We start from the raw sequence: 25,327 nt of genomic DNA, 5'->3' as shown, positions 1-25,327 counted from the left end.
GCAGACGAAACCAGCACGTGAAGGCGGACAGTATTTATGATCGATGACGAGCCGGCCAGCGAACGCGTCTCGGCGCTGGCACCGTTCAGGCACGGCATTTTCCGTGCCGTATGGTCGGCCAGCCTGGTGTCGAATTTCGGTGGCCTGATCCAGGGCGTCGGTGCTGCCTGGATGATGACCACCATCGCCACCTCGTCCTACCAGGTCGCGCTCGTCCAGGCGTCGACCACCTTGCCGATCATGCTGTTTGCGCTCCTCGCCGGCGCCATCGCCGACAGCTTCAACCGGCGCAAGGTGATGCTGGTCGCCCAGATCTTCATGCTGGTCGTCTCGGTGCTTCTGACCCTGTTCACCTGGTTTGGCCTGATAACGCCATGGACGCTGCTTGCCTTCACCTTCCTGATCGACAGCGGCACGGCTCTGAACAGCCCGTCGTGGCAGGCTTCGGTCGGCGATATGGTTCCGCGCCCCAAGCTGCCGGCGGCCGTCGCCCTCAACTCGCTCGGCTTCAACCTGACGCGCAGCGTCGGCCCGGCGATCGGCGGCATCATCGTTGCCGCAGCGGGCGCGGCCGCAGCCTTTGCCGCAAACGCGCTGAGCTATGTCGGCCTCATTATCGTGCTCGCCCGCTGGAAGCCGGACCTGCCGGCGTCGACACTGCCGCGCGAGACGCTGGGCGCGGCGATGGGCGCCGGCCTGCGCTACGTCGCCATGTCGCCCAATATCGGCAAGGTGCTGGTCAGGGGTGCGGCTTTCGGCTTCAGCGCCGGCGCGGTGCTGGCGCTGCTGCCGCTGGTCGCGCGCGACGTCGTTAGGGGTGACGCCTTGACCTACGGCATCATGCTCGGTGCTTTCGGCATCGGCGCGGTCGGCGGCGCGCTGATCAGCGTCCGGCTACGGCAGATCCTGTCCAGCGAGACGATGGTGCGCATGGCATTCGCCGGCTTCGCGCTCTGCGCCCTCAATGCCGCCATCAGTGACAATGCCTGGCTGACGTCGCTCGGACTGCTCGTCGGCGGCGCCTGCTGGGTGATCGCGCTGTCGCATTTCAACATCACGGTGCAGATGTCGACGCCGCGCTGGGTGGTCGGCCGGGTGCTTTCGGTCTACCAGACGGCGACCTTCGGCGGCATCGCGCTCGGCAGCTGGGTCTGGGGCGTCGTCGCCGACGCGCATGGCGCCGAGACCGCGCTGATCGCCGCCAGCATCGCGATGCTGGCCGGCGGCGCGATCGGCCTGCTGCTGCCTCTCCCACAACAGGCGGTGCTCAACCTCGATCCGCTCAACCGCTTCAAGGAACCGCATCTTGCGCTCGACCTCAAGCCGCGCAGCGGTCCCATCGCCATCATGATCGAGTACATCATCCGCGAAGAGGACGTGCCGGAGTTTCTCGCCACCATGGCCGAACGCGGCCGCATCCGCCGCCGTGACGGCGCCCGCAACTGGACACTGGCGCGCGACCTCGAAAATCCCGCAATATGGATCGAGCACTACCACACGCCGACATGGCTCGAATATATCCGCCACAACAGGCGGGCCACCCATGCCGACGCCGTCGTCAGCGAACGCGTGCGGGCGCTGCACAGTGGCGACGAGCCGCCGCGCGTGCGTCGCATGATCGAGCGCCCGACGACCGCCGGTACGGCACTCGTTCTGCCGAAAGGACCGATCGAGCACTGACGCTATCGGGGCGACTCTAACCTTCGCCCGACAGGTCCCGCCGCGCCTTGTCCAACTCCTCGGCATAGCGCCGCATCAGATGGCCCTCGGTCAACAGCCCGACGACGACCTGATCGGCGAAATCCTCGACCACCGCCAGTTCCTCGGCGCCGGCGCGCTGGAAGGTCTCGGCCGCGGACTGGACGTTCATGCTCGGCACCAGGACGGCATCCCTAAACTTCGCCAGCGATAGCACCGGCGTCTCGCCATCGGACTGGTCGCTGTGCAGTTCGGCGACGATCAGCACGCCCATATAGTGCTGCCCGGTATCCACCGCGATGACGCGCTGCGCTGAACCCAGCGGCACCCCCTTGCGAAAGTCCGCAAGCGTCTTCGAGGCGTCGATTGTGCGGACATCCTTTCGCATCATCGAGCCGACCGTCAGGCTGCGCATCCAGCCGACATCATGGGCGCTGCGGATCGTCTCGCCACGCAGGTGGAAACGCCATGTCGAGAAGGAATAACCGAAGGTTTCGCGCACCAGGATCGCCGCCATGATCGAGGCCGCCAGCACCACACCGGTGAGCGTCAGGTCGCGGGTCGATTCCAGCGCCAGGAACGTCATCGTCAGCGGACCGCCGACGACGCCGACGGCCAGCGAGGTCATGCCGACGACGGCAGCAACGGCGGGGTCGATGCCGGTCGCCGGCGAGACCAGGGCCATCACACCGGCGAACATCTTGCCGAGCAAGGCGCCGAGGAACAGCGAGGCGAAGAACAATCCGCCGCGAAAGCCGGAGCCGAGCGAGATTGCCGATGCCGCCAGCTTCAGCACAAAGACGCTTGCGACCACGGCCAGCCCGTAATTCATCGCGAACTCGCGGTGCAGTGCGCCATGACCGCTGGACAGTACCTGCGGCGTGACCAGCCCCAGCAGCCCGACGAGCACGCCACCGATGAAAGGACGCAGCGAGGCATCGATCGACAGCCGCGCGAAACCGCGCTCGATCAGGCTCACCAGATGCATGATGGCAATCGAGGCAGCACCGCCCAACAACCCGAGCAGCAGGAACGGCAGATACTGGCTGACAGTGAGTGCCGGCAGGCCGGAGAGCTCCAGCGGAAACGGAACCACGCCGAAGATTTCGGCGGTCAGCGAGGCGCAGATCGCGGCGGTCATGACCGGCGCAACATTGGCGACCGAATAGATGCCGATAACCAGCTCGAAGCCGTAGAAGGCGCCGGTCAGCGGCGCGTCGAAGGCAGCGGCGATCGCGCCGGCGGCACCGCAGCCGACCAGGATGCGGACATCGTTGCGGCGCAGCCTGAAGGCGCGCGCCAGCCGCGAGGCCAGTCCGGAACCGACCTGCGTATAGCCCGCCTCCAATCCGACCGAGGCGCCAAAGCCGCTCGAGATCATCGTCTGCCCGGCGATGATGAAGGTGTCGGTGAGTGACATGCGCCCGCCATAGAGCGCGTTGGCCTCGATTGGATCGACCGGGGTGCGGAATTTCCACTTTCGCAGCCAGATCACCGTCAGCCCGAGCAGGATGCCGCCGATCGCCGGTATCAGCGCCTGCACCGGGCTCTGCAGGGAAAACATTGCCGAAAGCCGGCCGCCGGGCTGAACGCCGAACAATAGCCCATGCATGCTCAGCACCAGCTGGCTCATGGCTGTGACGAGCACGCCAGCCATCACCCCGACGATACCAGCCAGAATGACCACGACGATGCCGCGCGCTTCGAGCAGCGGGATCGATCTGACGAGCACCGCGCGAAGCCGGCGGGCATAGACTTGCGGTTGGTTTCTGGAAGGCACCGGGGCGGCTCGCCGATATCCAAGGGAAGTGAAGCCTGATACGCCCGGCGACGGAGCATGGCAACCACGACGCCGGCAGTCCAAAGCAGCCATGTGGCGCGACCTGGCGACGAAAGCGAAAGGCCGCTGCCGATCAGATCGGCTTGGGCTCACCCGCCTCATAGAGCACGAGATTGCGGTCGCGGATGCCAAGCCCCGGCCAGCTTGCACGCCAGCTTTGAATATGTGCCGAGCGGAAATGCGCATCCAGCGCGACCCTGTCGCTCCAGACCTCGGTTACCCGAATGAGCCCCGGGTCGAGCACATCCTGCGCGTAGGAATATTCAATGCAGCCTGGCTCGGCGCGGCTGCCCAGAATCATCCGCTCCATCACCGGCTTTGCCTCCTCAAGCTTGTCCGGCGGCAAGCGGACGGTGCCAATGATCAACAGCATGGGGTTTCCTTTCGAAGGCTCGGGGCACGGTGCAGTAGCCAGTCTCCCACCCTCGCGCAAGCTTGGTCGCTTAGGCTCACCAGGCTGCCGCACGGGCAGGCTTGTGATTTGGGGAAGACATGGCGATCAGCGAAAGCATTCAGCCCGGCGCGGTTGCCAAGAACGGCCGCGACGTCTTCTTCGCGATCGGCATCGTCATCATCCTGGCCGTGCTGTTCCTGCCGATCCCGGCCTTCCTCATCGACATCGGCCTTGCCTTCTCGATCGCGCTGTCGGTGCTGATCCTGATGGTGGCGCTGTGGATCCAGAGGCCGCTCGACTTCTCCTCGTTCCCGACCGTCCTGCTCATCGCCACCATGCTCAGGCTATCGCTCAACATCGCCACCACGCGCATGATCCTGGCGCATGGCAATGAAGGCACCCACGCCGCCGGCTACGTCATCGCCGGTTTCTCCAAGCTGGTAATGGCGAGCGATTTCGTCATCGGCCTCATCGTCTTCATGATCCTGATCGTGGTCAACTTCATCGTCATCACCAAGGGCGCCACCCGCATCGCCGAGGTCGGCGCGCGCTTCACGCTCGATGCTATCCCGGGCAAGCAGATGTCGATCGACGCCGACCTGTCCGCCGGCATGATCGACGACAAGACGGCACAATTGCGTCGCCGCGAACTGGAGGAGGAATCGTCCTTCTTCGGCTCCATGGACGGTGCTTCGAAATTCGTGCGTGGCGACGCCATTGCCGGCCTCATCATCACCGCCATCAACATCGTCGGCGGCATCGCCATCGGCTATATCCGCCATGGCATGGGCATGGGCGAAGCCGCCGACGTGTTCATCAAGCTGTCGGTCGGCGACGGCCTCGTCACCCAGATCCCGGCGCTGATCGTCTCGCTCGCCGCCGGCCTGCTCGTCTCCAAGGGCGGCACCCGCGGCTCGACCAACCAGGCGGTGTTCGGCCAGCTCGGCGCCCACCCGCGCGCGCTCTACGTCGCGGCATCGCTGCTCGTCCTTCTTGGCCTGATGCCCGGCCTGCCGTTTTTTCCGTTCTTCGCGCTCGCCGGCGGCATGGCCGGCCTCGGCTACATCATCCCGATGCGCCACAACCGCGCCGTCGCCGCCGCCGAAGCGGTCAAGGACCAGGAGAAGGCCACCAAGGTCGAGGAGGAAAAGAACTCGGTCAAGGCCTCGCTCGCCACTGCCGAGATCGAACTTCTGATCGGCAAGCAGCTGTCGACAAGGCTGCTGGTGTCGCATCAGGAACTGGTCTTCCGCATGGCCAAGATGCGCAAGAAGTTTGCCACGCAATATGGCTTCGTCGTGCCGGAAGTGCGTGTCGCCGACGATTTCGCCATTCCGCCGAAAAGCTACCAGATCAAGGTGCACGGCACCGTCGTCGCCGAATACCAGATGCGCGTCGGCGAGATCATGGTGCTGCTCGGCACCCGCGACGTGCCCGACATGCCCGGCGAGGAGATCCGCGAGCCGGCCTTCGGCATGCGCGCCTTCTCGGTGCTCGAAACCTTCGCCGAGGATCTGAAGCGCGAGAACTTCACCTTTGCCGACAACATGTCGGTGCTGCTCACCCATCTCTCCGAAGTCATCCGCAACAACCTGCCTCAGCTTCTGTCCTACAAGGACATGAAGGCGCTGCTCGAACGCCAGGACCCGGAATACCGCAAGCTCGCCGACGAGATCTGCACCTCGCACATCTCCTATCCCGGCCTGCAGGCGGTGCTGAAGCTGCTGCTGGCCGAACGCGTCTCGATCCGCAACCTGCATTTGATCATCGAGGCCATCGCCGAGATCGCGCCGCACGTGCGTCGCACCGAGCAGATCGTCGAGCATGTCCGCATCCGCATGGCCCAGCAGATCTGCGGCGACCTCTCGGAGGGCGGCGTGCTCAAGGTGCTGCGCCTCGGCAACCGCTGGGACCTCGCCTTCCACCAGAGCCTCAAGCGCGACGCCAAGGGCGAGGTGCGCGAATTCGACATCGACCCACGCCAGCTGGAGGAGTTCGGCCAGGACGCGACCAAGGCGATCCGCAAGCATCTCGAAGCCGGTGAACGCTTCGTGCTGGTTACCGCGCCGGATGCGCGCCCCTATGTGCGCATGATCATCGAGCGCCTGTTCACCACGCTGCCGGTGCTCAGCCATGTCGAAATCGCCAAGGGCGTCGAGATCAAGGTGCTCGGGACCATATCGTGACCGCGCTGTCGCAAGGCGTCGTGATCGCCGCCTTCCTCGCCTTCTGCCGCATCGGCAGCTGCTTCATGCTGATGCCCGGCCTGTCCAGTGCCCGCGTGCCGGTTCAGGTCAGGCTGTTCGTGGCGATCGCCGCCACCGGCGGCCTGCTCACCTTCCTCTGGGACCGCATCTTTCCTTTCGTCGATCCGCGTCCGCAAATACTGGTGCCGATGATCATCTCGGAACTTCTGGTCGGCGGGCTGATCGGCGCCATGACCAGGCTCTACATGGAGGCGCTGCGCTTCATGGGCGCGGGCATCGCCACGATGATCGGCTATGGCGGCGCCGGCGGGCCGGCCATCGAAGAACCCGAGCCGCAGGCAGCACTTGCCGCCATCATCTCGTTTTCGGCACTGCTTTTGCTCTTCGTCTTCGATTTCGACCACGAGATCGTGCGCGCGCTCGTCGCCTCCTACACGGTCGCGCCGGTCAATATCTTCTTCAACCCGCAAGCGGCCCTCGTCGATGTCACCGACACGGTGTCGGACGCCTTCTTCCTGGTCATCCGCCTCGGCAGTCCGTTTGTCGCCTATGCCCTCCTCGTCAATCTGACCATCGGCTTCGTCAACAAGCTGACCCCGCAAATCCCGGTCTATTTCATCTCGCTGCCCTTCGTCATCGCCGGCGGGCTGATCATCTTCTACTTCGCCATAGGCACCTTGCTGTCGTTGTTCGCCAACGGCTTTGTCGATCTCACGCTGGCGCGATAGACAAGATGAGCACGCGCAAGGATCGCCTCAGGAAATTGGTACTGGTGCAGGAACAGCTGAAGGCGCTGCACGAGACCCGCCATGCGACGTTTCTATCCGCAGCCGCCACGGCTGAGGCCGAGGCCAGGCAACTGGTCGAGCATTTCGACGCGGCCGACTCGCTGGCAGGCCTGTTTCCCGACCTTTACCATCGCCGCATCGCCAATGCCGTCGTTCGCCAGGAGGCGAGCCTGGAAAGCGCCAGGCAGGAGGCCGGTCTGATCGCCACCGCCACCGCGCGCACCAACATGGTCGAACGCGCCTACAAGGACGTGCGCCGCCGCGACGACCGCGAACGCTCAGACCGCGACCGCCTCGACCTCATCACGCAGAAGCGGGAGCAGGAGTAATTCTGCTTTTGACCCCGGTTCTCTTTTCGACCTCACTATTTTCAGAACAAGATGCATGGGGATATATTGCGGGTACGTCCTTGGGCTACCGTTCATTGAAGGGGAGGTCATGACATGCAGGCAATGCCGATAGCTCATCAAGCAGAGCAACCTGCCGTTGGCTCCACATCCTCCATGACCGGCTATCCGGCCGCCGTCCTATGCTGGCTTCTTTCGGCTGGTGTGTATATCGCGGCCAAATGGGTTGCGCCTGAAATGCCGCCCTGGGGCCTCTGCTTCTGGCGGCTGACCCTGGCTTTCGCCATCCTGCTGCCGATCGTGCACCGGCATCATGACGCGATGATAGGGCTTCTACGATCCCGAGCCCTGGAGATCGTCGTCGTCGGGGCGATCGGCCTCACGCTGTGCCAAGGCATGATCTACCATGGCCTCAACGACACCGACGCGACCACGGCCGGCATCATCATGGCGCTATCTCCTGTCATGACGATGGTGCTCGCCCGTTTCGTGCTCGGCGAGCCCCTCGGGCTTTGGAAGTCGCTTGGCGCGCTGGTTGCGCTCGCCGGCATGATGGTCATCGTCGCGCACGGCAACCTGACGGCGCTGCTTCAACTCCGCTTCAACCCTGGCGAGTTGTGGATTGTTGGCAGCGCGTTCTGCTGGGGTCTTTACACGGTGCTTTTGCGCCGTTCCAAATTCGGCATCGAACTCCTGCCGATGGTCGTGCTCCTGCTTGGAGCCGGCGCGCTGGTCGCCTTGCCCTTCCACCTGTGGGAATTGTTCAACGACGAACGCTCGGCGATGAACGTCAATGGCTTCCTTGCACTCGCCTATGTGGCAGGCCCGGGTGGCGCCTTGATGTACTATCTCTACAACCGAAGCGTGGAAACACTCGGCGCGAGCAGGGCGAGCATGCTGCTCTATTTGCAAACAGTGTTCGTCGCCGTGCTCGCCTATTTGCTGCTCGGAGAGGGTTTGCACGACTACGATCTGGTCGGCGCTGCCTTTATCGTAGCCGGCATAGTGCTCGCCACTGTGCTCAAGCCGAAGCCGAGTCCTGCACGCGTCGCGTAGAAATCTGCCGCGCGACAGGATGAGGAATTGGCCATCCTGGAATGTCCGCCTCTGGCGCGTAGCAGACGAAAAGTCCCCATTCCGCCTCCCTCTCCCTCGCAAGCCTGCCACAAGCTTGTTGGGGCATTGTGCAGCCACGGAAACCCGGCAAAAGGCGGACTTTCTTGGCGATTTCTCCACCCAGCGACATCGTTCTTGACGTCGCCCGCGCCGTCGAGCCCGCGGGCATCGAGGCCGCCCGCGCCGCGCTGACGAAACGGGCTGGTGGCGCATCGGGCAGCTTTTCCGTCAACGACATCTCGCCGCTCTCACGCGCCACGGCGGACGCGGCCGAGCAGGCCGGGCCGGAAAAAAAGTTCCAGCGCTTCGAAGCGATGGTGCTGCAGACCTTCATCCAGAACATGCTGCCCAAGGACACCGAAGGCGTATACGGTAAGGGCCTGGCCGGCGACATGTGGAAATCGCAGCTTGCCGAGCGGCTGGCCGACGTCATGGCCGCACGCGGTGGCATCGGCATCGCCAAGTCGATGCTGGCCGACCATTATCTCGACGGCAAGCGAACGGTGCCGGTCGGGCCGGTTTCGGGCGGCCCGGAGAAGACCGAGAGCGACCAGCAGAGCCGATTGTCCACATCTCTCGTCCAGGAATTGCAGCGCAAGGCCGCGCGGTCGATGACCGGCGACGAGACGACAATCAAAACCGACATCAAAATCTAGACCAGGATTCTCATGGCCGACTATTCGGAATTCTCTTCCAACCTGCCGGCGCGGACGACAACGTCGGAAGCACCAATCCCGTTCGCGCGGCCTGGAAACCTTGCCGCCATCATTGGCCGCATCGAGGAAGCCGTCGAGGAAGAGACGGCCGGAATCCGCAACGATACCGGTTACGACCTCAAGGCGTCGAACACCCGCAAGAGCCGCTATCTCTATGAGCTGACCCGCGCCATGAAGGGCGGCAGCGAAGCCGAATTCCTCGAGCAGCATCGCGAAGGCCTGACACGCCTGCGCCAGAAGCTGGCGAAGAACGAGGCGGCGATCCTCGCGCACCTCAACGCGGTCAACGAGGTCGCCAATCTGTTGAAGAACGCCATCCAGCGCGCCGAAGCCGACGGCACCTATTCGGCCGGGGAATTCGGATGGGCCAGGGCATGATCCCGAATAGGATTGGCCCCAGCAGAACCGGGAATCTCCGGTGATCAAATTCATCGCGGCAGCGATCTGGATCTGCGCCGCCACGCTCGGTGCGGTGTTCTATTCGTTCCAGGCCGCCGGCGAGGCCGGCGTCGGCGAAACACCGAAGCCGATGCTGGGCGGTCTCGATTACGTCAAGACCGAAATGATTTCAGTGCCGCTGATCCGCGATTCCAAGATCGACGGCTATTTCCTGACCAAGCTCGTCTACACGGTCGAGCCCGACCAGATAAAGAAGCTGTCGATCCCGGCCGATGCACTGCTGACCGACCAGGTCTATTCCTATCTCTATTCCAATCCGCAGATCGACTTCACCAAGAAGGAAACGATCGACCTCGACGCCTTCCGCGCCGCCATCCGCGACACCATCAACACCCGCGTTGGCGCCGAACTGGTGCATGAGGTGCTGATCGATCAGGTCAACTTCCTGACCAAGGACGAGATCCGCGACAACGCCATGCGCCGCCGCAAGGATCCGGCCACGCCGGCAGCGGAAACGCCTGCGGCGCCCGCGGGGCATTGACCTGCCAATAGGCGGATTCACCCCGTGTGTGGGGCTCTGCCAATCATCGAGCTGCCAAAGTTGACGGCTTGCTCCAGTCGTCATCGGAAAAATGACGCAGGCAAACTGCGTTGACGTAAACGTCAACCCAAAGCTATATGCGCCAGCGACCGTGATCGCGAAGCGCCAATGCGCATCAACGCAACGAGACGAGGAGAACGGCCATGAGCGTTCAGGAGATTGCCGACAAGATGAGGTCGCGCGTGGCGAGCGCCGGGTTTGAGCATTCGGTGAAGTTCGACACCGGCAGCGACGGCGTCATCGTTATCGACGGTGCAACCGTATCGAACACCGACGCACCGACCGACTGCACCGTGAAGCTTTCGCTCGACGATCTGGACTCCCTGATCGCCGGCGACCTCAACCCGACCATGGCGTTCATGTCCGGCAAGATAAAGGTCGAAGGCGACATGACGGTCGCCATGGCGCTAAGCCAATTGCTCGGCTGACCCCATCCGCGGATAAGAGCAAAACGCCGCCCGATGGGCGGCGTTTTGTTTTTCAGGCTGCGAGCGACAGCTTCTGCGCCTTCAGCTTGCGCCCTGCAGCCCTTAGCGTGCCCTGCACGCCATCGAGCGCGCCACCGGCCAGTTCCAGCGCCAGCAAGCGGTGCCGCTCATAGGGGCCCGGCATGGCGAGCGAGCCGGTCTTTTCCGAAGAGAAGCCGAAGCGCTCGTAGTAAGGCGCATCGCCGACCAGCAGGATCGCGGCATGGCCGAGGCGTGCCGCCTCAGTGACCGCATGGCGCATCAGCGCCGAGCCGATGCCGGCGTTCTTGACCGCCGGATCGACAGCGAGCGGACCGAGCAGAAGCGCCGCCGGGCCGCCCTCGCCCAGCACCACGTCCCACAGCCTTGCGGTACCTGTCACAGTGCCCGACGCGTCGCGAACGACAAAGGCAAGGCCTTCGGAAGGCCGGCGGCCGCGCCGCAGTTTTTCCGATGACTTCTTCCGGCGCTTCGGCCCCATGGCACGATCGAGCAACGCCTCACGCGCTGCCACATCAGCAGCGGTCTCGGCGACGATGACAAAGGCCGGCGAGCGGCCCACGATTTCAACTGGCATTTCCATTTCCGCGATTCCTTCACGAGCGGAGAGTCCACAGGCGAGCCCGGGCAGGCGACTGGGCGCCCACCTGGGATGATCTGAAGGCCGAAGCCTTCAGATCACGTAGGATCGGAGAGGCTCGAAGCCGTTGAAGGCGACCGAAGCGTAGGTCGTCGTGTAGGCGCCGGTGCCCTCGATCAGCACCTCGTCGCCGATGGTCAGCGACAAGGGCAGCGGGTACGGCGTCTTCTCGTACATCACGTCGGCCGAATCGCAGGTCGGGCCAGCGAGCACGCAAGGCGCGGTCTCGGTGCCGTCATGCGCGGTGACGATCGGGTAGCGGATCGCCTCGTCCATCGTCTCGGCGAGACCGCCGAACTTGCCAATGTCGAGGAACACCCAGCGCACATTGTCGTTGGCGGCCTTCTTCGAGATCAGCACGACTTCCGACTTGATGACGCCGGCGTTGCCGACCATGCCGCGGCCCGGCTCGATGATGGTCTCGGGCAGCGCGTTGCCGAAGTGCTTGCGCAGCGCCGAGAAGATCGCCTGGCCATAGGCCTGTGCCACCGGCACGTCCTTCAGGTAGCGGGTCGGGAAGCCGCCGCCCATATTGACCATCTTCAACACGATGCCTTCGTCGGCGAGCGTCGCGAACACCTGCTTGGCGTCGCCGAGCGCGCGGTCCCAGGCGGTCAGGTCGGTCTGCTGCGAGCCGACATGGAACGACACGCCATGGGCATCGAGGCCCAGCACCTTGGCATGGCGCAGCACGTCGACCGCCATCGCCGGCACACAGCCGAACTTGCGCGACAGCGGCCATTCGGCGCCTTCACCGTCGGTCAGCACGCGGCAGAACACGCGGGCGCCGGGAGCGACACGGGCGATCTTTTCGACCTCCTCGACGCAGTCGACCGCGAACAGCCGGATGCCGAGCTGATAGGCGCGCGCGATGTCGCGCTCCTTCTTGATGGTGTTGCCGAAGGAGATGCGGTCCGCCGGCGCACCGGCGTCCATCGCCATCTCGACTTCGGCAACGGAAGCGGTGTCGAAGGACGAGCCCATCGCAGCAAGCAGGCGCAGGATTTCCGGCGCCGGGTTTGCTTTCACCGCATAGTAGATCTTGGAATCGGGAAGCGCCTTCTCGAAGGCGTGGAAATTGTCGCGCACGACATCGAGGTCGACGACGAGGCAAGGGCCGCTCGGACGTCGGGTGGCGAGGAAGTCAAGGATGCGCTGGGTAGCCATCGGGGTCTCTCCATCAGCGCCTTTCGGCGCGCACTAAGGCTGCGGACGCGGGCTGTCGGCCTCGCGAACACGCGGTGGACAAAGGCGGGACGGAAATCCATGGAACCAGCCGGTGGAGACCCCGGAACCATGAAGCGCCGTCTCGCGGCGGTGAACCTTGGCCTTGCCCGGCCTCGGTTCGCTTTGTCTGCCTTGGCTTGGATGGGAGACCCGTCCGCACTGCCGGCAATGAAGGTGTGCCTCTTCAGTAACCCCGGTCTTTGGACGACCGGCAGAACACCAGAAAGGCCCGCACCGTCGTTGCTTCAAGGTGTCCTCGGTCTGGCGGTTGGCCGCTAAACCGACTGGAGGGGTTGGCTCCAGTTACCTTACCGATATCCCTCACCATTCGAGGATCGGCGGACACCCACAGGCACGTGCGACTTTGGGCAAGCGCGATATAGGGTCGAAAGACTTCACAATCAATAAAAATCGTATCCCAGGTTGTAAAATTTGCGGCATCGAACAATGTTTGCACAACCGTATCCGGATATCGAACGATGACAGCGACTCACGGTCCGCTCAACGCTTTTCTCGACCTTGGCCAAGTGCCTGTTTCCAATGCGGAATTGGGACCGCTTGCTGGCATGCGGCTGGCCGTCAAGGATATCTATGACGTCGCCGGCTATCGCACCGGCTGCGGCAATCCAGGGAAGTTCGCCGAGAGCCCCGCCGCCGCGAAAACCGCGCCGGCCGTCCAGATGATTCTCGACGCCGGCGCGCGCTTCGTCGGCAAGACCCAGACCGACGAGCTTGCCTTCTCGCTGATGGGTCAGAACGCGCATTTTCCATTCCCGGTGAACCCGACAGCCCCCGATCGCGTTACCGGCGGCTCCTCGTCCGGATCGGCGGCAGCAGTGGCGGGCAAGCTGGCCGACATCGCCACTGGCTCGGACACCGGCGGCTCGATCCGCGCCCCGGCGAGCTTTTGCGGGCTGATTGGGCTCCGCACCACGCATGGCCGCATTTCGCTCGACGGCGCCATGAAGTTGGCGCCAAGCTTCGACACATTCGGCTGGTTCGCCGACGATACCGAGACCTACGAGACAGCAGGCAAGTTGCTGCTCGGCCGCGACCCCCATCAGCATCCCCTCAGGCGGCCGCTTTCGATCGGCTGGCTGGACGCGCTGGTCGCCGGTCCTGCCGAAGCTGCCGAATACGCTGGGATGAAGGCGCAGGCAGCGGCCGTTTTCGGCGAGCCGGCTCCGGCATCACTTTCCTTCACCTCCACTTCCGGCGAGCTCTACTGGTGCTTTCGCCGACTGCAGGCGCACGAAGCCTGGCAAGAGCACGGCGACTGGATCGAGAGTGGCGACCGCGATCTCGGGGCAGGCGTCGAGGAGCGCTTCGGCTTTGGCCGGGCGGTCGACGCGAGGACGGTACAGGCCGAGACGGTGCGTCGTCTGACCTTCCGCTCGGAACTGGCTGATCTGCTCGGCCAGGATGGTTTTCTCGTCTTGCCAACGGTCCCCGGTGCCGCACCGCTCATCGGCAGCACGCCGGAACAGTTGCAAACCTATCGCGAAAAGGCCCTCCACCTTTTGTGCCTTTCCGGCCTATCCGGCTTTCCGCAGATCACGCTGCCGCTCGGCCATGTCGACGGTGCGCCCTTCGGCCTTTCGCTGCTTGGCCCTTCCGGCAGTGACATCGCCCTGATACGGCTCGGCCGCAGACTACTCGACTCGGCACGAAAGGCCTGACGATGGACACTCTCACCCGCATGCGCGCCTTCATCGACGTGGTCGAGGCCGAGGGCTTTTCGGCCGCTGCGCGCAAGATCGGTCGCTCCAAGGCGCTGCTGTCGAAATACGTGCGCGAGCTGGAGGACGAGCTCGGTGCTCTGCTGTTGAACCGCACCACCCGGCAGTTCTCGATGACCGAAGCCGGCCACACCTATTACCGGCGCGCCTCCGAAATCGTGCGCGAGGTCGACAGCCTAGCCGATGCGGTGCGCGAATCCTCCGGCGACGTGCGCGGCCGGATCAAGCTTTCGGCGCCGCGCACCTTCGCCGATGCGCCGATCGGCCAGTCGCTGATCGACTTCGCCAAGCAGCATCCCGACATCGTGCTCGACATCCAGCTCGACGACCGCTTCGTCGACCTGGTCGAGGAAGGCTTCGACCTCGCGGTGCGCATTTCGCGGCTGGAAAACTCCTCGCTCATCGCCAGGCGTCTCGCGCCGTTTTCGGTGCGGCTGTGCGCCTCTCCCGAACTGATCGCCAAACACGGCATGCCGGTGCGGCCTCAAGACCTTGCCCGAATTCCCTGCATCGTCGACACCAACGGTCGTGGGCTGAACAACTGGCAGTTCAAGGGCGACGGCAGCGATACGGTGAGCGTTTCGGTGTCCGGTCCGATCGAGGTCAACAGCCCGATGGCGGCAAGAGCTGCCGCCGTGTCGGGGCTGGGGTTCACCATATTGCCGGATTTCATCGCTGCACCTGACCTCGAGACCGGCCGACTGGTGACCGCGCTGGATGATCGCATCCTGTCGGGGGCTGGCATTTTCGCCGTCTACCCGCATCGACGCTATCTGCCGGCAAAGGTCCGCGTTTTCGTCGATTTTCTGGTACAGTGGTTCAAGACGCGTGACGCCGCGTGACGCGCTTCAGCCCCGTTGCGGTCCCAATTTCGCCCCGTTTCTGGTAACTGTCGAAGCTTCTCCGAAGTCGATGGAATCGCGACCGAGAATGCACCTGAAACGACAAGCAATCATGCTGGCTTCGGCCATGGCGGCGACATTTGCCACTATCGAACCTGCCGAGGTGCATCCTCATGTCTTCGCCGAGGCCCGCCTCGACGTGATCCTCAGCCCGGATCACCAAAGTGTGAAAGCGCTGCGCCATCTCTGGCGCTTCGACGATTTGTTTTCCAGTACAGTGATGATGGAGTTCGACAAGAACTCCGACCTGAAGCTTGACGACAAGGAGCTGAAGGATGTCGCCGACACCGTCCATGCCTCGCTGGCGGAGTTCAACTATTTCCAGCTCGTCACCGTCAACGGCAAGGACGTGGCGATGACGCCGCCGCCGCATCTGATGGCCAATTTCGACAACGACCAGCTCATCATCCTGTTCGAATCCGAACCGAAAGAGCCGATCAAGTTGACCGGCAAGATCGATTTCGGCGTCTATGATCCGACCTTCTACACGGCGATCGATTTCACCGAAGATTCCAACATCACGGTCGAAGGCTTGCCGTCGACATGCACAAAAAAGGTCATTCGTCCCGATCCCGACGAGGCGATCGCCGAGAACCAGAAGACCCTGACGGAAGCCTTCTTCAACGATCCGACAGGCACCGACATGAGCAAGATCTTCGCCACCAAGCTTGAACTGAACTGCACGCCAGAAGGATAGATCCGGTGACGAAACCGTCCCTGCGTTTGGTACTGGCTCTTTTGGCCGCCGCTTATGTGATGACGCACTTCCTCGGCTCCGCCCACGCCCAGAGTTCGCTCGGCATCGGTACCAATGACGGCATGGCCCCCACGGCCAGCGGCCCGTTCGCCCACATTCTGATGTGGATCAATCTGCGACAGCAGGAATTCTACCGCGCGCTGGCAACCGCCATGAAAGCGATGCGCCAGGACGGCAGCAAGCTGTGGCTGCTCATCGGCCTGTCCTTCGCCTACGGCATTTTCCACGCCGCCGGCCCCGGCCACGGCAAGGCGGTGATCTCGTCCTACATGGTGGCCAACGAGGTGGCATTGCGGCGCGGCATCCTGCTGTCCTTCGTCTCGGCACTGCTGCAGGGGCTGACGGCAATCGTGGTCATGCTGCTGGCCTTTTTCGTCCTGCGCGGCACCACCATCTCGATGACCGATGCGGCATGGTTCCTCGAAATCATGAGCTATGTCTTCGTCACCCTGTTCGGCGCCTGGCTTTTGTGGCGCAAGGCCGGCCCCGCCATCCTGCGCCTGTTCGGTGCAAACCCCGCCTACAGCCTATCGGCCGCTCATGCCGGGCACTCGCACGCTGGCCATTCGCATACGGGCCATTCGCATTCTGGGCATGCTCACGCAACGCATTCCCACGCGCTTCACGCGCATGGCCATGATGAAGACGACCATGCGGCACATGACCATTCCCATGCACGCGACGATCACGGCGCGCATGATCACCACCACGATCATGCTGAGCACGATCACCACCATCATGGCCACGTCCATGCGGCGGGCGAGGTCTGCGACACCTGCGGGCACTCGCATGCGCCCGATCCGGCGCTGCTTTCCGGCGACCGCTTCGACTGGCCCACCGCCTGGTCGGCGGTGGCTGCCGTCGGCATCCGCCCCTGCTCCGGCGCGCTGATCGTGCTGAGCTTTGCCTTGCTCAACGGGCTGTGGTTCGGCGGCATCCTGTCGGTGCTGGCCATGTCGCTCGGCACGGCGATCACCGTCTCGGCCCTGGCGACAATTGCGGTAACGGCCAAGAACTGGGCGGTGTATTTCGCCGGCGATGGCCGCATGGGCAACCGCATCCACTCGATCGTCGAGATCGGCGGCGCGGCCTTCGTCTTCCTGTTCGGGCTGCTGCTGCTTTCGGCCAGTTTGACGACCGGTGCGGTGCTTTAACCGATTTTACCGCCCAGTTCATCCTCGATATGGGCGCGGATGATGTCGTCGAAGCTGGTTTCGGCGGCGAAGCCCAGATCCCTTGAGCGTCGTGCCTCGAACCGGGTCGGCCAGCCCCTGACGATCGCCCAGATCGTGTCGTCGGGCTCTTCGCGGATCAGCTTCACCGCCTTGGTGCCGGCAATGCGTTCAAGCGCCTCGATCTGCTCGCCGACCGTGACGGCGACGCCGGGCATCGTCAGATTGCGGCGCGGCCCGACGGCGCTGCCGTCGAGGCCCGCCGCATGGATCAAAAAGCTCACCGCCGAGCGCGGGCTGGCATGGGTGTGCACGACGGAGCGCGGCACCGGCAGTATCGCCTCCTGGCCGCTCAGCGGTTCGCGGATGATGCCGGAGAAGAAGCCCGAGGCCGCCTTGTTCGGCTTGCCTGGCCGCACACAGATGGTCGGCAGCCTGATGCCGATACCGTCGAAGAAGCCGCGCCTGGAATAGTCGGCGAGCAGCGCCTCACCCATCAGCTTCTGCGTGCCGTAGGAGGTCAGCGGCGTCGGGTGGAATTCATCCGGAATGATATCCGGGAATGGCGCGCCGAACACGGCGATGGACGAGGTGAAGACAATGCGCGGTGAAAACGCCGCCAGCCTGACGGCATCGAACAGCGCGCGGGTGCCGTCGAGATTGACGCGGTAGCCGAGATCGAAATTGGCCTCCGCCTCGCCCGACACCACGCCGGCGAGGTGGAAGACGACGTCGGGGCGCGAAGCCACCAGGCTTGCCGTAGCACCTGGTGCTGCGAGATCGCCGGTGTGGATGGAGACGCTCACGCCTTCCATCGCCGGTGCTTGCGGCGGCACGATATCGTGAAGGTCGAGCGCGGCGATCTTTCGTCCGCTCAGCGTTCCGTTCTTTGCCAGCCGGGCGATGAGCTTGCGGCCGACCATGCCTGCAGCACCGGTTATCAGAATACGCATGTCAGTCACCCTTTTTGCGCTGGTTGCGGCCCCGCAGCCAGAACACCATGAAAAACGCCAGCACGAAGGCGACGCCCACGATACCGGCAAGAACGGTTGAGACATTGCCGACAGCCAGCATCACGGTCGGCAGGTAGAACGCACCAACACCGAACAGCAGCAGGATCCAGAGTGCTGCGATCGCAGCATTCCTCGTGTCGCGATCCATCAATGTGTCCCGACGCGGCGCGAGCTCATCAAGTTCGTTAGCAAAGCCATGAAGTTCCCTGCGTCAGTGATAGTGGCCATGATGCGGAGCCGCATCGTGATCGTGATCGTGATCGTGATCGTGTTCGTCACGGCCGTCGGCGCACTGGCCGAATTCCGGTTCGACAGTGGCATGGCTGATGCCATGCTCGGCGGCAAGCCGTTTCTTGATGGCGCTGACCGCCGTATAGGCATCGACACCTTCGTTGAGGCAGGCGTGCAATGTCGCCATGTTGCTTGACCCGTCGATCGACCAGACGTGCATGTGATGCACCTCGCGTACGCCTTTCACAGTCCCCTCGATATCCTTGGCGATCAGGTCGCGGTCGAGGCTTGCCGGCACGCCTTCGAGCAGGACATGGGCGGCTTCGCGCATCAGTGACCATGCCGTGGACAGGATCAGCAGCGAGACCAGGACGGACAGGATCGGATCGATCGGCGTCCAGCCCGTCGCCAGGATGACCAGGGCAGCTACGATGGCCGCCGCCGAACCGAGCAGATCGCCGAGCACATGCAGGATGGCGCCGCGCATGTTCAGGCTGTCACGGTCGCCGCCATGCAGCACGAAGAAGGAGCCGATGTTCACCAGGAGACCCGCGATCGCAACCACCAGCATCGGTCCGCCGAGCACCGGCGCCGGCGTCAGCAGGCGCCCCCAGGCCTCGTAGACGATCCACAGCGCAATGGCGAAGATAGCGATGCCGTTGGTGTAGGCCACCAGGGTCTTGACCCGGCCAAAGCCATAGGTGAGCCGGCCGGTCGCCGGCCGGCCAGCCAGATGAAATGCATACCAGGCAAGGCCGAGCGCGATCGAATCGGCGAGCATGTGGCCGGCATCCGCCAGCAGCGCCAGCGACCCTGTGAGGAGGCCGCCAAGCGCTTCCACGACCATGAAGCCAGCGGTCAGGCAAGCTGCGATCAGCACCCGTTTCTTGTCGGTCGAGCCATGCGCATGGCCAGCGCCGTGGCTGTGCCCTTGCGCAGCATGATCGTGGCTATGTGCCATCCATGAGCTCCTGCTACGCGCCGAACTCAGCGCGGAAATCCTCGAGCCGCCGCTTCTGCCGGCCCTCGCCATCGAAATTGGCCGGATCGAGCCATGCCTCATAGGCTCTGCGCAGCGCCGGCCATTCCTTGTCGATGATCGAGTACCACGCCGTATCGCGGTTTTCACCTTTGACCACAAGATGCTGGCGGAAAATGCCTTCGAACTTGAAGCCGAACCGCTCCGCCGCGCGCTTCGACGGCTCATTGCGGTTGTTGCATTTCCATTCGTAACGGCGATAGCCAAGCTCATCGAAGGCGTATTTCGTGAACAGGAATTGCGCCTCGGTCGCTGCAGGTCTGCGCGAGATCAGCGGCCCCCAATAGATGTTGCCGATTTCGATGACGCCAAAGGTCGCATCGATGCGCATCAGTGTCTGGCGTCCGGCGATCTTGCCGCTGGCCTTGTCGATGACCGCGAAGAACAGCGGATCTTCGCTTGCTTCGGACTTTTCCAGCCATGGTTGGAGAGCCGCGCGGTTCTCCGGCACGGTGTCGAACAGCCAGCGAAACCGCGTGTCGCCGTCGGCGACGGCCGACGCTTCAAACAGGCCATCACCATGCTTTGCCGCGATCAGCGGTTCCAGCCGGACGTAGCGGCCTTCCAGCGCTTTGCGTTCGGGCCGTGGGCGCGGCTGCCAATTCTCGAGATTTTCCGACACGCAAAACTCCAATCCGTTTGACATTTGCGAGCAGACGCTCACAAAAACGCACGCCTAGGGAAAGAACCACACGGACGGGAAAAATGCTCCACACGATTTCGGCCTTCGACCGTCTCGGCGAGGAAAATGCCTTCGCCGTGCTGGCGCGCGCCACCGCACTTGCCCATGAGGGCCGCGATATCGTCAATCTCGGCATCGGCCAGCCCGACTTCAAGACGCCGCAGCACATCGTCGAGGCGGCGATCAAGGCGCTGCGCGACGGCCACCACGGTTACACGCCGGCCAACGGCCTGCTGGCGACGCGTGAAGCGGTGGTGCGCCGCACGCTGACCACCACCGGCGTCGAGGTGTCGCCTGAGGCGGTGATGATCCTGCCAGGCGGCAAGCCAACCATGTTCGCGGCGATCCTGATGTTCGGCGAACCAGGCGCCGAAATCCTCTATCCAGATCCCGGATTTCCGATCTACCGCTCGATGATCGAGTTCACCGGCGCTGCCCCTGTTCCAGTGCCGATGCGTGAGGCAAACGGCTTTGCCTTCTCGGCTGAGGAGACGCTGGCGCTAATCACGCCGAAGACCAGGCTCTTGATCCTCAACTCACCGGCCAATCCGACCGGCGGGGTGACGCCGCGAGCCGAGATCGAGAAGCTGGTCAAGGGACTGGAAGCACACCCGCACGTCGCCATCCTCTCCGACGAAATCTACGATGTGATGACCTATGACGGCGAGACGCATTGCTCGTTGCTTGGCTTCCCCGAAATCCGCGACCGGCTGATCGTGCTGAATGGCTGGTCGAAGACCTGGGCGATGACCGGCTGGCGCATGGGCTGGTCGATCTGGCCGAACGGCGACAAGGGCGCTCACCTCTACGACAAGGTGCGCAAGCTGGCGGTCAATTGCTGGTCCTGCGTCAACGCGCCGAGCCAGTATGCCGGCATCGCCGCCATCGACGGCCCGCAGGACGATGTCGACAAGATGATGCGCGCTTTCGATCGCCGCCGGAAGGTCGTGGTCGAGGGTTTGAATGCCTTGCCCGGCGTGTCCTGCATCACGCCGAAAGGCGCCTTCTATGCCTTTCCAAACGTCTCCAAAACTGGCTGGAAGGCCAAGAAATTGGCCTCGGCGCTGCTCGAGGATGCCGGCGTGGCGCTGATCGGCGGTCCAGATTTCGGCATTCTCGGCGAGGGTTACATCAGGCTTTCCTACGCCAACTCCGAGGAGAACATTTTGCGCGCGCTGGAGCGGATCGAGGCGTTTCTGGCGAAGTGACGCTCAGCTGTCCAGATAGGCTCTTGCAATCGATCGCAGTTCGTTCTGGTCGATCACTTCGCCATGTCCGCAACATGCGCGGCTGAACTCTATCTGCAAAAGCCGCTGCATGGTTTTCCGATAGGCCTGCACGTCCGAACCAGGAAGATCGTCGACCAATCGCCCGCGATAAATCGCATCGCCGGCCAGAAAGTCGCCGTTGCGTTCATCGAGAAGCCCGAGCGACCCCGGCGAATGACCCGGGAGATGAAGGACCAGAAACGACCTGTCTCCAGTCTCTATGGTGCAGCCTTCGTCCAGAATTCGAGACAATGGTGCCGGCCTGATCTGGAAACGCTGCGGCGACCATGCCTCCTGGGGTGACCTGCTGACGGCGTCGGGCTGCGCGCGAAAGAGGTGAGCCAATGTGTGCTCATCCGCCATGTCTTCGAAAAATGCCGACTCCTCGCGATGGCCAACTCTGGTCTCGAACTCGCTCAATGCGCCGACGTGATCGACATGGATGTGCGTTGCAATAGCCACGATCGGCTTGCCGGGCAAGAGGTCCAGCATCGGTCTGAGATGCACGAGACCCATGCCTCCGTCGATGACGAGATCGACGTCGCGCCCGCGAACATGAAAGACATTGCTTCTGAAATAGGGATGGACGTGCGGCTCCCATATCCGCGTGATGCCTTGTCCCAGAGCTTCGCGTGAAAACCAGTCGGAAGCCTCGCCTGTCGCGGTGAGCGACATCAGCGATGTCCCCGCGCAAGCATCCGCTCGATCTTCATCTGAAAGACCGTCAAAACCGAAACCATCGACATGTAGTAGATCAGCGCAGCGCCATACCATTCCAGGAAACGAAAGCTGGTGGCGATCGCGAACTGGGTGACGGTCATAAGTTCCTTCAAGGAGATCACTGTCGCCAGCGAAGTTGCCTTGAGCAAGGAAATGAACTCGTTGACCAGGGACGGCAGCGCGACGCGAAGCGCCTGCGGCAAGATGATCAAGAAGAATATCTGACCTCGGTGCAGGCCAAGAGCCGCCGCCCCTTCCGATTGTCCCTTGCCGACGGATGCGTAGGAACTGCGAAGGATCTCGGTCAGATAGGCAATCTGGATCAGCGTCAAGGCAAGAAACGCCGCGAGGAACGGAGTGAACCAGCTCGATCGGAAGACCGTCGAGATTTGCGGTAGCCCGTTCCACACGAAGAGCAGCACGAGCAGCGCCGGCGCACCGCGAAAAAGCCAGACAAAGGCGGCGATCAAGAGACGGACCCAGCGCCGCTTCGACGTCGCCAGCGCCGCTGTTGCCAGGGATATCGCCAGGGCGACAGACATCACGAGAAGCGAAAGGGTCAAGGTCAGCAAGGCCCCCTTGGCAAGGGGCCAGCCGAACAGTGCCGTCAGGAAGAGCTTGGTGTCGAACACGGCGGCCCTTCCCTCAATTGGTGTCGTGCTTGACGTCGGTGGCAGTGACCGGGAGGTTCCACTTCTTCAGCAGCGTCGCCATCTCGCCACTCGCCTGCATCGCTTCGATCGCCTTGACCAGTTGCTGGCGATCGTCGCCGCCTTTTCTCAGGTAGATTCCGTAGGTTTCACCGCCACCATAATTGTACGGAACTTGCAGCCGGCCCGGCATCTGCTGGATGCGGAATGCCGCCGTGGTGTCCTGGGTGATTGTTGCGGCAGCCCGACCGACCAGGATCTGCTCGATGACGCCAGAGGCTGAAGGATAGGTCTGTATCTCGGCTGGCGCCTTGCCGGCCTTCGTCAATTCGGCGTTCAGATCCGCGGCTGTCTTTTCGTAGTTGGTGCCGGCCTCGATCGCCAGCACCTTGCCGCTCAAATCCTGCGGGGTCTTGGTTGCCTCATCGTTGACAGCCGTCACCATGACGACGTTGGAGATGAAGTAGGGAACGGCATCGTAGGCCTTGAGCCGCTCGGCGGTGACCAGAATGCCGGAAGCCACGAGATCGCAGCGCTCGGCGCCGAGCGACGGCAACAGCCCCTTGAAATCGCCAACGACATATTTCGTGGTGGCGTTCCACTGCTTGGCGATCGCGTCGACGACATCGACCTCGAAACCGACAAGCTTCTCGTCACCCGGGTTCTCGTAATATTGCATGGGTGGGAAATCACCACCGGTACAGACATTCAGCACGCCGTCCCGGACCAGATTCGAATCCGTGGCCTGTGCCGTTGGCATGGCGATGGAAAGAGCCATCAGGACCGTTCCGCCAAAAGCGAATCTGGCTGCGGTAGAGATCGGCGCATGAAACATATCGAGGTCCCCTTGTTCTTTGTGACGGCCGGATGGCAGCGCGGAGAACGTTATGTTGCTAGTTTTCTTCAAACAAGCTAAATCTTTGAAGGAAGATCAGAGCAGTTTTTCTAAACTATTCGAGTCAAAATGAGCCTGCCATCCCTTCATTCGCTCCGTGCCTTCGAGAGCGTTTCGCGGTTGGGCAACATTGCCGCCGCAGCCGCCGAACTGCACGTGACGTCAGGCGCCATCAGCCAGCAATTGCGCGCGCTGCAGCTATCGCTCGGCCTCGACCTGTTCGAGAAACGCGGCCGCCGCCTCGTGCTGACGGACCGCGGGGCCGCGTTGCAGAAGAGCGTGGGTATAGCCATGCAGCAGATATCGGAATCGATCCGCGAAATATCGGCGGATGCTTACAGCACTGCCGCGAAGGCGACCCTGACCGTATCGGTGCCATCGGTTTTTGGAACGACCTGGCTAGCGGCGCGGATTTTTCGGTTTCTTGACGCGAACCCGGACATTCGCATGCGGATGCGCACGGCGGTGGACTTCGAAGAGGTGGACTGGCGGGAAATCGATGTCGCCATCGTCTATGGCAAACCGCCATGGACCGGATTCTGGTGGCGGTTACTGCATAGTATCTACGCGGCACCAGTGTGCAGCCCGCAACTGCTTCGCGGCCCAAACGGCATTCGCGAGCCGCGCGACGTGCTGCATCACCGCCTGCTCCACGAAGACGATGGCGACCAATGGAGGCGCTGGTTAACGGAAGCGCGTGTACCACACACCGTGGAGTCCGATATCTATTTCGACAACTTTGCCATGGTGCTTCAGGCCGCGCGGGACGGCCATGGCGTCGCCCTCACAAACGATATCATTTCGTTCAGGGACCTCGACGAGGGTCGTCTTGTTCGACCCTTGACGCTCGGTGTCGCGTCTACCCGAAGCTACTACTGCATATGCCATGAGGAAGGTTTGGCAAATCCGGCAATCGGCCGGTTCGTCGACTGGTTGGTCGACCAGGCGTCGAGACCGTCAGGCTGACGGCACAATCGCACCGCGCGCTTGGGTTATTCGATCGGCGCGAAAACCTTCGTCAACATCCCTACCCTCTGCCGACGAACGGCATCTTGGTCGCCATCACGGTCATGAACAGCACATTGGCGTCGAGCGGCAGGCTGGCCATGTGCACGACGGCATCGGCGATGCGCTGGACGTCCATCACCGCTTCGGCGGCGATGCTGCCGTTGGCCTGCGGCACGCCGACCGTCATCGCTTGGGCCATGTCGGTCAGCGCGTTGCCGATGTCGATCTGGCCGCAGGCAATGTCATAAGGCCTGCCGTCCAGCGCCAGCGTCTTTGTCAGCCCGGTGATGGCGTGCTTGGTCGCGGTGTAGGGTACCGAGCCCGGCCGTGGCGCATAGGCCGACACCGAGCCGTTGTTGATGATGCGGCCACCCATCGGCCGCTGCTTGCGCATGGTGCCGAAAGCGGCACGGGCACACAGGAACGAGCCGGTGAGATTGACCCCGACGATGTCGTTCCAGACCTCGACCGGGATCTCGTCGATCGGTGTCGACTTGTAGCTCATGCCCGCATTGTTGAAGAGCAGGTCGACGCGCCCGAAAGCCGCCACCACCGTCTCGAACATATCGTCGACCTGATCGGCCTTGCTGATGTCGCAGGCGACCGCCAATGCCTTGGCTTGCGTCGGCCCGGCTTCAGTGATCGCTGCATCCAGCACCGGCTTGCGGCGGCCGCAGAACACTGTGTTCCAGCCGTCCCTGAGCAACGCCGTGGCAACGCTTTTGCCGATACCCGTTCCGGCGCCGGTGACGATAGCGGTCTTCTCTGTGATGGCTGTCATCGCCGTCCTCCCTGATCATGGCTGGAAGAC

At 63.1% G+C, this 25,327-nt stretch carries 27 protein-coding genes; 15 read left to right on the top strand and 12 right to left on the bottom strand.

What is annotated here, in order from left to right; genetic code table 11:
* The first annotated feature begins 36 nt into the window (after window positions 1–36).
* A complete protein-coding gene (locus LHFGNBLO_RS15050) occupies window positions 37–1,680 on the top strand; it encodes an MFS transporter (protein ID WP_258608580.1) in 1,644 nt (547 codons plus the stop codon).
* A 16-nt stretch (window positions 1,681–1,696) separates the two neighbouring features.
* Here the strand turns inward: LHFGNBLO_RS15050 and LHFGNBLO_RS15045 are convergent, their stop codons facing one another.
* Both LHFGNBLO_RS15045 and LHFGNBLO_RS15040 read right to left on the bottom strand, forming a co-directional pair.
* A complete protein-coding gene (locus tag LHFGNBLO_RS15045) occupies window positions 1,697–3,478 on the bottom strand; it encodes a chloride channel protein (protein WP_258608578.1) in 1,782 nt (593 codons plus the stop codon).
* 133 nt (window positions 3,479–3,611) lie between these two features.
* Window positions 3,612–3,911, bottom strand: coding sequence for a putative quinol monooxygenase (locus LHFGNBLO_RS15040; RefSeq protein WP_258608576.1), 300 nt, complete (start codon window positions 3,909–3,911; stop codon window positions 3,612–3,614).
* 119 nt (window positions 3,912–4,030) lie between these two features.
* Here LHFGNBLO_RS15040 and flhA point away from each other — a divergent pair, with 119 nt between their 5' ends.
* The 8 genes from flhA to LHFGNBLO_RS15000 all read left to right on the top strand — a co-directional run bounded on the left by flhA (window position 4,031) and on the right by LHFGNBLO_RS15000 (window position 10,534).
* Window positions 4,031–6,118: a flagellar biosynthesis protein FlhA gene (flhA, locus tag LHFGNBLO_RS15035; RefSeq protein WP_258608575.1), complete on the top strand. Its 2,088-nt coding sequence runs from the start codon at window positions 4,031–4,033 to the stop codon at window positions 6,116–6,118.
* Window positions 6,115–6,867, top strand: a complete 753-nt coding sequence (gene fliR / locus LHFGNBLO_RS15030; RefSeq protein ID WP_258608574.1) for a flagellar biosynthetic protein FliR — start codon at window positions 6,115–6,117, stop codon at window positions 6,865–6,867. Before flhA ends, fliR begins: the two co-directional genes overlap by 4 nt.
* A gap of 5 nt (window positions 6,868–6,872) precedes the next feature.
* Window positions 6,873–7,256 (top strand): hypothetical protein, encoded by a 384-nt coding sequence (locus tag LHFGNBLO_RS15025; RefSeq protein ID WP_258608573.1) that lies wholly within the window; start codon window positions 6,873–6,875, stop codon window positions 7,254–7,256.
* Between the two features lie 114 nt (window positions 7,257–7,370).
* Window positions 7,371–8,330: a DMT family transporter gene (locus LHFGNBLO_RS15020; RefSeq protein WP_258608572.1), complete on the top strand. Its 960-nt coding sequence runs from the start codon at window positions 7,371–7,373 to the stop codon at window positions 8,328–8,330.
* A gap of 164 nt (window positions 8,331–8,494) precedes the next feature.
* Window positions 8,495–9,046 carry a rod-binding protein gene (locus LHFGNBLO_RS15015; RefSeq protein WP_258608571.1) on the top strand — a complete coding sequence of 184 codons (552 nt, stop codon included), beginning with the start codon at window positions 8,495–8,497 and terminating at the stop codon, window positions 9,044–9,046.
* A 12-nt stretch (window positions 9,047–9,058) separates the two neighbouring features.
* The gene (locus LHFGNBLO_RS15010) at window positions 9,059–9,484 is read left to right on the top strand and encodes a hypothetical protein (protein WP_258608570.1); all 426 of its coding nucleotides are present in this window, start codon (window positions 9,059–9,061) and stop codon (window positions 9,482–9,484) included.
* Between the two features lie 40 nt (window positions 9,485–9,524).
* Window positions 9,525–10,046: a hypothetical protein gene (locus tag LHFGNBLO_RS15005; RefSeq protein ID WP_258608565.1), complete on the top strand. Its 522-nt coding sequence runs from the start codon at window positions 9,525–9,527 to the stop codon at window positions 10,044–10,046.
* Window positions 10,047–10,249: 203 nt separating this feature from the next.
* Window positions 10,250–10,534, top strand: coding sequence for an SCP2 sterol-binding domain-containing protein (locus LHFGNBLO_RS15000; RefSeq protein ID WP_258608564.1), 285 nt, complete (start codon window positions 10,250–10,252; stop codon window positions 10,532–10,534).
* A 52-nt stretch (window positions 10,535–10,586) separates the two neighbouring features.
* Here the strand turns inward: LHFGNBLO_RS15000 and LHFGNBLO_RS14995 are convergent, their stop codons facing one another.
* Together LHFGNBLO_RS14995 and odc2 are read right to left on the bottom strand one after the other, a co-directional pair.
* Window positions 10,587–11,156 carry a GNAT family N-acetyltransferase gene (locus LHFGNBLO_RS14995; protein WP_258608562.1) on the bottom strand — a complete coding sequence of 190 codons (570 nt, stop codon included), beginning with the start codon at window positions 11,154–11,156 and terminating at the stop codon, window positions 10,587–10,589.
* Window positions 11,157–11,246: 90 nt separating this feature from the next.
* On the bottom strand, window positions 11,247–12,380 hold the full coding sequence (gene odc2, locus LHFGNBLO_RS14990; RefSeq protein WP_258608560.1) for an ornithine/lysine decarboxylase: 1,134 nt from the start codon (window positions 12,378–12,380) through the stop codon (window positions 11,247–11,249).
* Window positions 12,381–12,919: 539 nt separating this feature from the next.
* On the opposite strand from odc2, the gene LHFGNBLO_RS14985 reads away from it, so the two are divergent.
* From LHFGNBLO_RS14985 to LHFGNBLO_RS14970, 4 genes are all read left to right on the top strand, one after another.
* Window positions 12,920–14,119 carry an amidase gene (locus LHFGNBLO_RS14985; RefSeq protein WP_258608554.1) on the top strand — a complete coding sequence of 400 codons (1,200 nt, stop codon included), beginning with the start codon at window positions 12,920–12,922 and terminating at the stop codon, window positions 14,117–14,119.
* Between the two features lie 2 nt (window positions 14,120–14,121).
* Complete coding sequence (locus LHFGNBLO_RS14980; protein WP_258608552.1) at window positions 14,122–15,021, top strand: LysR family transcriptional regulator; 900 nt, start codon at window positions 14,122–14,124, stop codon at window positions 15,019–15,021.
* Between the two features lie 88 nt (window positions 15,022–15,109).
* Entirely contained in the window at window positions 15,110–15,778 is a 669-nt protein-coding gene (locus tag LHFGNBLO_RS14975; protein WP_258608550.1) for a DUF1007 family protein, read from the top strand.
* Window positions 15,775–16,992 carry a delayed-early response protein/equilibrative nucleoside transporter gene (locus tag LHFGNBLO_RS14970; protein WP_258609739.1) on the top strand — a complete coding sequence of 406 codons (1,218 nt, stop codon included), beginning with the start codon at window positions 15,775–15,777 and terminating at the stop codon, window positions 16,990–16,992. Before LHFGNBLO_RS14975 ends, LHFGNBLO_RS14970 begins: the two co-directional genes overlap by 4 nt.
* Here LHFGNBLO_RS14970 and denD read toward each other — a convergent pair.
* The 4 genes from denD to LHFGNBLO_RS14950 form a co-directional block, all read right to left on the bottom strand.
* Entirely contained in the window at window positions 16,989–17,963 is a 975-nt protein-coding gene (denD, locus tag LHFGNBLO_RS14965) for a D-erythronate dehydrogenase (RefSeq protein ID WP_258608548.1), read from the bottom strand. The two genes, LHFGNBLO_RS14970 and denD, sit on opposite strands and share 4 nt — an antisense overlap.
* 1 nt (window position 17,964) lies before the next feature.
* The gene (locus LHFGNBLO_RS14960) at window positions 17,965–18,171 is read right to left on the bottom strand and encodes a hypothetical protein (protein WP_258608546.1); all 207 of its coding nucleotides are present in this window, start codon (window positions 18,169–18,171) and stop codon (window positions 17,965–17,967) included.
* Between the two features lie 63 nt (window positions 18,172–18,234).
* A complete protein-coding gene (locus tag LHFGNBLO_RS14955) occupies window positions 18,235–19,215 on the bottom strand; it encodes a cation diffusion facilitator family transporter (protein ID WP_258608544.1) in 981 nt (326 codons plus the stop codon).
* Between the two features lie 13 nt (window positions 19,216–19,228).
* Window positions 19,229–19,915, bottom strand: a complete 687-nt coding sequence (locus LHFGNBLO_RS14950) for a GNAT family N-acetyltransferase (RefSeq protein WP_258608542.1) — start codon at window positions 19,913–19,915, stop codon at window positions 19,229–19,231.
* 83 nt (window positions 19,916–19,998) lie between these two features.
* Here LHFGNBLO_RS14950 and LHFGNBLO_RS14945 point away from each other — a divergent pair, with 83 nt between their 5' ends.
* Window positions 19,999–21,183 (top strand): pyridoxal phosphate-dependent aminotransferase, encoded by a 1,185-nt coding sequence (locus LHFGNBLO_RS14945; RefSeq protein ID WP_258608540.1) that lies wholly within the window; start codon window positions 19,999–20,001, stop codon window positions 21,181–21,183.
* Between the two features lie 3 nt (window positions 21,184–21,186).
* Here LHFGNBLO_RS14945 and LHFGNBLO_RS14940 read toward each other — a convergent pair whose 3' ends face one another.
* From LHFGNBLO_RS14940 to LHFGNBLO_RS14930, 3 genes are read right to left on the bottom strand one after another with little or no spacing between them, the layout of a single operon-like run.
* On the bottom strand, window positions 21,187–21,918 hold the full coding sequence (locus LHFGNBLO_RS14940; RefSeq protein WP_258608538.1) for an MBL fold metallo-hydrolase: 732 nt from the start codon (window positions 21,916–21,918) through the stop codon (window positions 21,187–21,189).
* Window positions 21,918–22,595 (bottom strand): amino acid ABC transporter permease, encoded by a 678-nt coding sequence (locus LHFGNBLO_RS14935; protein WP_258608536.1) that lies wholly within the window; start codon window positions 22,593–22,595, stop codon window positions 21,918–21,920. Before LHFGNBLO_RS14935 ends, LHFGNBLO_RS14940 begins: the two co-directional genes overlap by 1 nt.
* 13 nt (window positions 22,596–22,608) lie before the next feature.
* Window positions 22,609–23,391, bottom strand: a complete 783-nt coding sequence (locus LHFGNBLO_RS14930) for a transporter substrate-binding domain-containing protein (protein WP_258608535.1) — start codon at window positions 23,389–23,391, stop codon at window positions 22,609–22,611.
* Window positions 23,392–23,577: 186 nt separating this feature from the next.
* On the opposite strand from LHFGNBLO_RS14930, the gene LHFGNBLO_RS14925 reads away from it, so the two are divergent.
* Complete coding sequence (locus tag LHFGNBLO_RS14925) at window positions 23,578–24,474, top strand: LysR substrate-binding domain-containing protein (protein ID WP_258608533.1); 897 nt, start codon at window positions 23,578–23,580, stop codon at window positions 24,472–24,474.
* A gap of 61 nt (window positions 24,475–24,535) precedes the next feature.
* Here LHFGNBLO_RS14925 and LHFGNBLO_RS14920 read toward each other — a convergent pair whose 3' ends face one another.
* Complete coding sequence (locus LHFGNBLO_RS14920) at window positions 24,536–25,297, bottom strand: SDR family oxidoreductase (RefSeq protein ID WP_258608531.1); 762 nt, start codon at window positions 25,295–25,297, stop codon at window positions 24,536–24,538.
* Window positions 25,298–25,327: the final 30 nt, after the last annotated feature.

This window comes from Mesorhizobium sp. AR10 (assembly GCF_024746795.1).
Lineage (GTDB): Bacteria > Pseudomonadota > Alphaproteobacteria > Rhizobiales > Rhizobiaceae > Mesorhizobium.
Note: the sequence above shows the minus strand (reverse complement) of the source record. Positions and strands in the feature narration are given on the sequence as shown.